Annotated in this window: 6 protein-coding genes and 1 pseudogene; 1 reads left to right on the top strand and 6 read right to left on the bottom strand. The window is 70.6% G+C overall.

What is annotated here, in order from left to right:
* Window positions 1-1,110, top strand: a 1,110-nt coding sequence (locus KHA85_RS15955) for an aconitate hydratase (protein WP_236885814.1), incomplete at its 5' end; no start/stop codon positions are given.
* Between the two features lie 14 nt (window positions 1,111-1,124).
* Here the strand turns inward: KHA85_RS15955 and KHA85_RS15950 are convergent.
* The 6 genes and pseudogenes from KHA85_RS15950 to KHA85_RS15925 all read right to left on the bottom strand — a co-directional run.
* Window positions 1,125-1,640, bottom strand: coding sequence for a cupin domain-containing protein (locus tag KHA85_RS15950; protein ID WP_213186565.1), 516 nt, complete (start codon window positions 1,638-1,640; stop codon window positions 1,125-1,127).
* Window positions 1,641-1,760: 120 nt separating this feature from the next.
* Window positions 1,761-2,186, bottom strand: coding sequence for an organic hydroperoxide resistance protein (locus KHA85_RS15945; protein WP_213186564.1), 426 nt, complete (start codon window positions 2,184-2,186; stop codon window positions 1,761-1,763).
* 218 nt (window positions 2,187-2,404) lie between these two features.
* Window positions 2,405-3,097 carry a DedA family protein gene (locus KHA85_RS15940; protein ID WP_213186563.1) on the bottom strand — a complete coding sequence of 231 codons (693 nt, stop codon included), beginning with the start codon at window positions 3,095-3,097 and terminating at the stop codon, window positions 2,405-2,407.
* 125 nt (window positions 3,098-3,222) lie between these two features.
* Window positions 3,223-3,864: a hypothetical protein gene (locus tag KHA85_RS15935; protein ID WP_131886030.1), complete on the bottom strand. Its 642-nt coding sequence runs from the start codon at window positions 3,862-3,864 to the stop codon at window positions 3,223-3,225.
* Between the two features lie 243 nt (window positions 3,865-4,107).
* Window positions 4,108-4,404, bottom strand: a complete 297-nt coding sequence (locus KHA85_RS15930) for a DUF3072 domain-containing protein (RefSeq protein ID WP_131886031.1) — start codon at window positions 4,402-4,404, stop codon at window positions 4,108-4,110.
* A 389-nt stretch (window positions 4,405-4,793) separates the two neighbouring features.
* Window positions 4,794-5,200: pseudogene (locus KHA85_RS15925) on the bottom strand (RNA polymerase subunit sigma-24); the annotation flags it as partial.

The following is a 5,200-nucleotide window of genomic DNA, read 5'->3' as shown; positions in this document are numbered from 1 at the left end:
GACCTCAACGTCGCGGCGGTCCTGTCCGGCAACCGCAACTTCGAGGGACGCATCCACCCCGAGGTCAAGATGAACTTCCTAGCGTCCCCGCCGCTGGTCATCGCCTACGCCCTCGCCGGGACCATGCGCAAGAACCTGCTCGAGGACCCGTTGGGGACCAGCTCCGACGGGGAGCCGGTCTACCTCCGCGACATCTGGCCCAGCTCGGCCGAGATCAAGGAGGTCGTCGACGCCAACCTCGAGGCCGACATGTTCACCAAGGGCTACGCCGACGTCTTCACGGGCGACGAGAACTGGCGCGGGATGAGCGTGCCGGAGGGCGACAAGTTCGACTGGAATGAGGACTCCACCTACATCCGGCGGCCACCGTACTTCGACGGCATGTCCGCAGAGCCGGAGCCCATCGGCGACATCACCGGCGCCCGCGTGCTGGCGCTTCTCGGCGACTCGGTGACAACCGACCACATCTCCCCGGCCGGTGCCATCAAGGCGTCCTCGCCGGCCGGGAAGTACCTGCAGGAGCAGGGCGTCGAGCCGGCGGACTTCAACTCGTACGGGTCGCGGCGCGGCAACCACGAGGTGATGATCCGCGGCACCTTCGCGAACGTGCGTCTGCGCAACCAGCTGGCGCCCGGCACCGAGGGCGGCGTCACGACCCACTTCCCCAGCGGCGAGCAGATCAGCATCTACGATGCGTCGATCCGGTACGCCGAGGAGGGCGTGCCGCTGGTCGTCATCGCCGGCGCCGAGTACGGCTCCGGCTCGTCGCGCGACTGGGCGGCCAAGGGCACGAAGCTGCTCGGGGTCAGGGCCGTGATCGCGGAATCGTTCGAGCGGATCCACCGGTCGAACCTCATCGGGATGGGCGTCCTGCCGCTGCAGTTCCCCGAGGGCGAGTCCGCTTCGAGCCTCGGGTTGAAGGGCGACGAGGGCTTCTCCATCACCGGACTCGACGGTCAGGATTCCGTCCCGGGCGAGGTCACGGTCCGCGCGGGCGAGGGCGACGACGCGATCGAGTTCACCGCGAAGGTCCGCATCGACACCCCGGCGGAGGAGACGTACTACCAGCACGGCGGCATCCTGCCGTACATGCTGCGGCAGATGCTCTGACCGCTGTCCCACCGTCATTCACACTGGGAGAGGTCTTCCTCGATGAGTGGCTTCCCTACCGGGGTCACGTACGTCACCATGAGGACGACGTCCTCGGTGCCCTCGTTCCGCGCCTCATGCGGGTAACCGGCACCTTCGACGATCGAGTCCCCCGCCCGGAAGGTGCGCGTGCCTCCGCGGAAGGTGTCGGAGTAGTGGGTGATCTCGCCCTGCTTCACCACGGCGATGACCTGCCCGTGATGGCAGTGCCTTCCCGTGCCGGTGCCGGGGACGATCGTGAGCTCGCGGAACGTCACCGCCACGCCCTCGTCGCCGTGGACCTCCACGTCGACGGGCTGTTCCTGGAGGCCCTGCACGATGTCGACGGCGAGGACCGGCTGCGTGCCGACGATCTGCGACGCGGGCGGCGGCGCGGGCGCGATCGCCGCTTCGTCCGAGGACCCGGCCCCACCGATGCTGCACGCTGAGGCGGCCAAGGCGATCAAGCCGGCCAGAAGGACGACGCCGCGTCTGATCGATGTGCTCCGCATGGAAGGTCCCCCGTGACTTCCCGGATCGGCTGGACGAAGCCGACCGTGCGGGCAACGCTAGCGCAGCCTCGTCCCTGAGGACAGGCTTTTGTTGACACGCCCCCGCGAATAAAGTGAATGTCAGTCCTCGCCGACCGAGACGCTGACCTCGATGTTGCCCTCGACGGCGCGCGAGTAGGGGCACATCTCGTGGGCGAGCTTGGCCAGCTCGTCGGCCTGTTCTGCCTCGAGTCCGGGGATGATCACTTCGAGCTCCACGGCCAGGTCGATGCTCTCTTCGCCCGAGCGCACCAGCGAGATCCGTGCGCCGACGGACGAGCCGTCGATCGTGACCTTCTTCTGCCGGGCCGCGCTCTGCAGGGCGGAGTGGAAGCAGGCGGCGTACCCGGCGGCGAACAGCTGCTCGGGGTTGTTGCCCTCGCCGGAGCCGCCGAGCTCCTTGGGCGGGGCCATGTTCAGGTCCACGGCCTTGTCGGCGGTGGCCACGTGGCCGTCCCGGCCGCCGCCGGTCGACAGTGCCTCGACGGTGTAGAGCGCATCGGACATGGGCGATCTCCTCTGGTCGTGTGGTGCGGGTGTGGCCCAACGTACGCCGCGTCCGCGGGTGGCGTCAGGGGCCGCGTCGGTGGTTCCGGCGACCACGAGGGATTCGGAGCGCCGTCCCGACCGGATGGACACGGACAGGGCGACGACGACGAGGTTGATCGCGCTCGCACCGCCCCCGGACGCTCGCTGGGCCGGTCCGGCCGCCACGCGGTCGTGCCTCAGTGGTCGCTACCGACCGACTCCTTCTCGGCGGCCGACGAACGCACGAGTCGGCGCACGCGCTTGACCACGAACCACACGAAGGCGATCGCGATCACCGCCAGCGCGGCGTTGGACAGCACTCCGCTCCATTGCTCGAGCGCGGGCCTGATGGCGGGGCCGAAGAGGTATCCGGCGCCGATCCAGATGGCGTTCCACACGCCGGACCCGAGGAGCGTGTAGGCGCTGAAGTGGGCGAACGACATCCGCTCGATGCCCGCGGGGATGGAGATGAACGACCGCACGAGCGGGACACAGCGCCCTACCAGCACGGCGACACCGCCCCATTTCTGAAAGAACGCCTCCGACTTGTCGAAGTCGTCGTGGTCCAGCAGCGGGATGCGGCCGACGAGGCGGCGGGTGCGGTCCCGGCCGAGCGCCGCGCCCACGACGTACCAGATCCACGCGCCGAGCAGGGCACCCGCGGTCGCCGCCGCCCAGGCCAGCCAGAAGTTCATCCGGCCGTCGTAGGCCAGGAATCCGGCGCCGGGCAGGACGGCCTCGGACGGGATGGGCGGGAGGAAGGTCTCCAGCAGGATCGCGATACCGACGCCGAGCTCGCCGAGGGTCTCCATGAGCGTGAGGACCCACCCGATGAACCCGTCGTACCCGGCGGAGGGGTCGGTCGGAGCCGACGCGGCGAGAACCATCATGGGAGCAGTCTAGGGAGCGGCGGCAGGTCGGAGCGTCCGCGAGCGGCCGGCCTCACCCCCGGACCTGCGGCAAACCGATCCGGTCGAGCGCGGTCAGACCTCCCCGCCGACAACAAGAGTCGTGCTCAGACTTCCGTGCCGGCGGCGTAGGCCGCAGCCAGTTCGCGGAGCGCGGTGTGATCCTGACCCAGCAGGTCCATGGGCGCGCGCCGCCCGGGCAGCGAGCTGGTCGGCGTGGTCCACCACACGGTGGCGGCCTCCGGGGCGTGCCCGGCGTCGAGCATCCGGTTGACCACTGCGACGATGTCGTCCGCCCTACGGGGGTCGAAGTGGTCGAGTTGGAAACGCGGGTAGACCCACCTGCGGTCGCCGCGCAGAACGATTAACCGGCCCTGGCGGGCGAAGGTCCGCAGTGCATCGGTGGGCGCGGAGTCGGGCAGGACGCCGCGCTGGATGAGGATCTCGCCCGCCTCGTACGAGCAGACGTGGGGCACTTGCAACGCGGCGCTTCGCGGTACGCAGGGGATCACGGACCGGCGGCTGTTGGCGGGCGCGCCGGCCGGCCCGCGGAGCGGACCCCGGGCCCGGGAACGCGCGGCCTGCAGGGTCCCGTCGACCTGCCCGGCGACGCCGGTGAACGAGCTGCGCCGACGCATTTCCTTCACGACGATGTCGGCGAACAGCGGGTCGTCGAGCTCTCGCAGCGCACGCTCCGCGCGGTCTCCCGACACGGCCTTCTGCGACATCACCCGATTCTGAACAGTCATCGCGACCACCCGCCTTCTGGGCGGAATTTTACAACCTGTTCAGCCCGCGGGGCGAGACCCACTTGCGTGACTCGGGCGACTCGTGCGGGCCCGCCCCTCGCACCCTCTTCACGTAGACGCCGCCAAGGAGTACACACCTGACGGCCACCAACAATGTTAGCCGCATTAGCCTTCGCGCACTCGTGAATTCACGAAGCACCGCGTCGGTGCCATCCGGACGCGGTGCTCCACGGTTCGGGACGCCTACGACTGGTCGGTGCGCGGGTTGCCCTTCTGCAGGCGGTCGATGTGCTCGGACGCCTCCGCCTTGGTCAGCGTCGCCGGGAGCTCCTCGCCGGCCTCGCGGGCCAGGGTGTCGAGGTAGCTCTTCTGCGCCTCGGTCATGGGCTCGTCGCCGGTGACCCAGTCGTCGGGGTCACGCTGCAGCGACCCACCGCCGGTCGCCCGCCCCTCGGGGACCGGGGCGCCAAGGGTCTCGCCACCGGAATCGCCGCTCCGCTGTCCGTTGTCGCTGCTCGGGGTCTGCTGGGAATCGGTCATGCCCGCACGCTACGCCGGGCCGGATGAGCGGACCACCGACCACGCACGCTGTCAGGGACGGGTAACGATCAGCGACCGCGGGGCGCACGTTCCGATTCGCCGCGAGACAGGCATGCGACAGCCCTGCGCCGGACTCAACGGGACCGCCCATTCCGACCGCAGCGCAGCCGCCCGTCGCCATGGCGTCTCGCGCGCCCCGCTGCGCAGGCCAGACGCCATGGCCAGAGGCGGCTGCGGAATTCGCGCACATCCTCAGGAGCGAGACGCCATCCCCGGGAGCGGCTGCGCGGGTGGGCGCCCGCGCGGGAGCGCAGCCGCTGGAGCGAGACGCCAGGCTCAGGGGCGAGACGCCATCCCCGGGAGCGGCTGCGTGCGCTGCATGGGCTGGCTCACCGCCGCCCACCCAGCTCCGCGGCCTTGCGGGCGAGGTACCGGCGCTCGGCCATCGAGGTCGCCTCGGCAGCAGCACGCTCGTACAGCCGCGCGGCCGTCGCCGACTCCCCCGCCTGTTCATGCAGGTACGCTCGGGCCGCGGCGTGCCGGGGCAGTGTCTCGGGCACCTCGGCCAGCGCGGCCAACCCGGCGTGCGGGCCGTCGGCGTGCCCCACCGCCACCGCCCGACCGAGCCGCGCCACCGGGCTCTCACGCAGGGCGAGCAGCTCGTCGTACCACTCGACGATCTGCAGCCAGTCCGTCTCCGCGGTCGACGGGGCGTCAGCGTGCAGGGCGGCGATCGCGGCCTGCGCCTGGTACTCCCCCAGCTGATCGCGCGCGAGCGCTGCCTGCAAGATCGCGG

This window comes from Dietzia massiliensis (assembly GCF_018390595.1).
Taxonomy (GTDB): Bacteria; Actinomycetota; Actinomycetes; order Mycobacteriales; family Mycobacteriaceae; genus Dietzia; species Dietzia massiliensis.
Note: the sequence above shows the minus strand (reverse complement) of the source record. Positions and strands in the feature narration are given on the sequence as shown.

Excerpts from the sequence above, each read along its gene's own strand:
- KHA85_RS15950 (WP_213186565.1), bottom strand. The coding sequence starts at position 1,640 with ATGCGGAGCACATCGATCAGACGCGGCGTCGTCCTTCTGGCCGGCTTG.
- KHA85_RS15945 (WP_213186564.1), bottom strand. The coding sequence starts at position 2,186 with ATGTCCGATGCGCTCTACACCGTCGAGGCACTGTCGACCGGCGGCGGC.
- KHA85_RS15940 (WP_213186563.1), bottom strand. The coding sequence starts at position 3,097 with ATGATGGTTCTCGCCGCGTCGGCTCCGACCGACCCCTCCGCCGGGTAC.
- KHA85_RS15935 (WP_131886030.1), bottom strand. The coding sequence starts at position 3,864 with ATGACTGTTCAGAATCGGGTGATGTCGCAGAAGGCCGTGTCGGGAGAC.
- KHA85_RS15930 (WP_131886031.1), bottom strand. The coding sequence starts at position 4,404 with ATGACCGATTCCCAGCAGACCCCGAGCAGCGACAACGGACAGCGGAGC.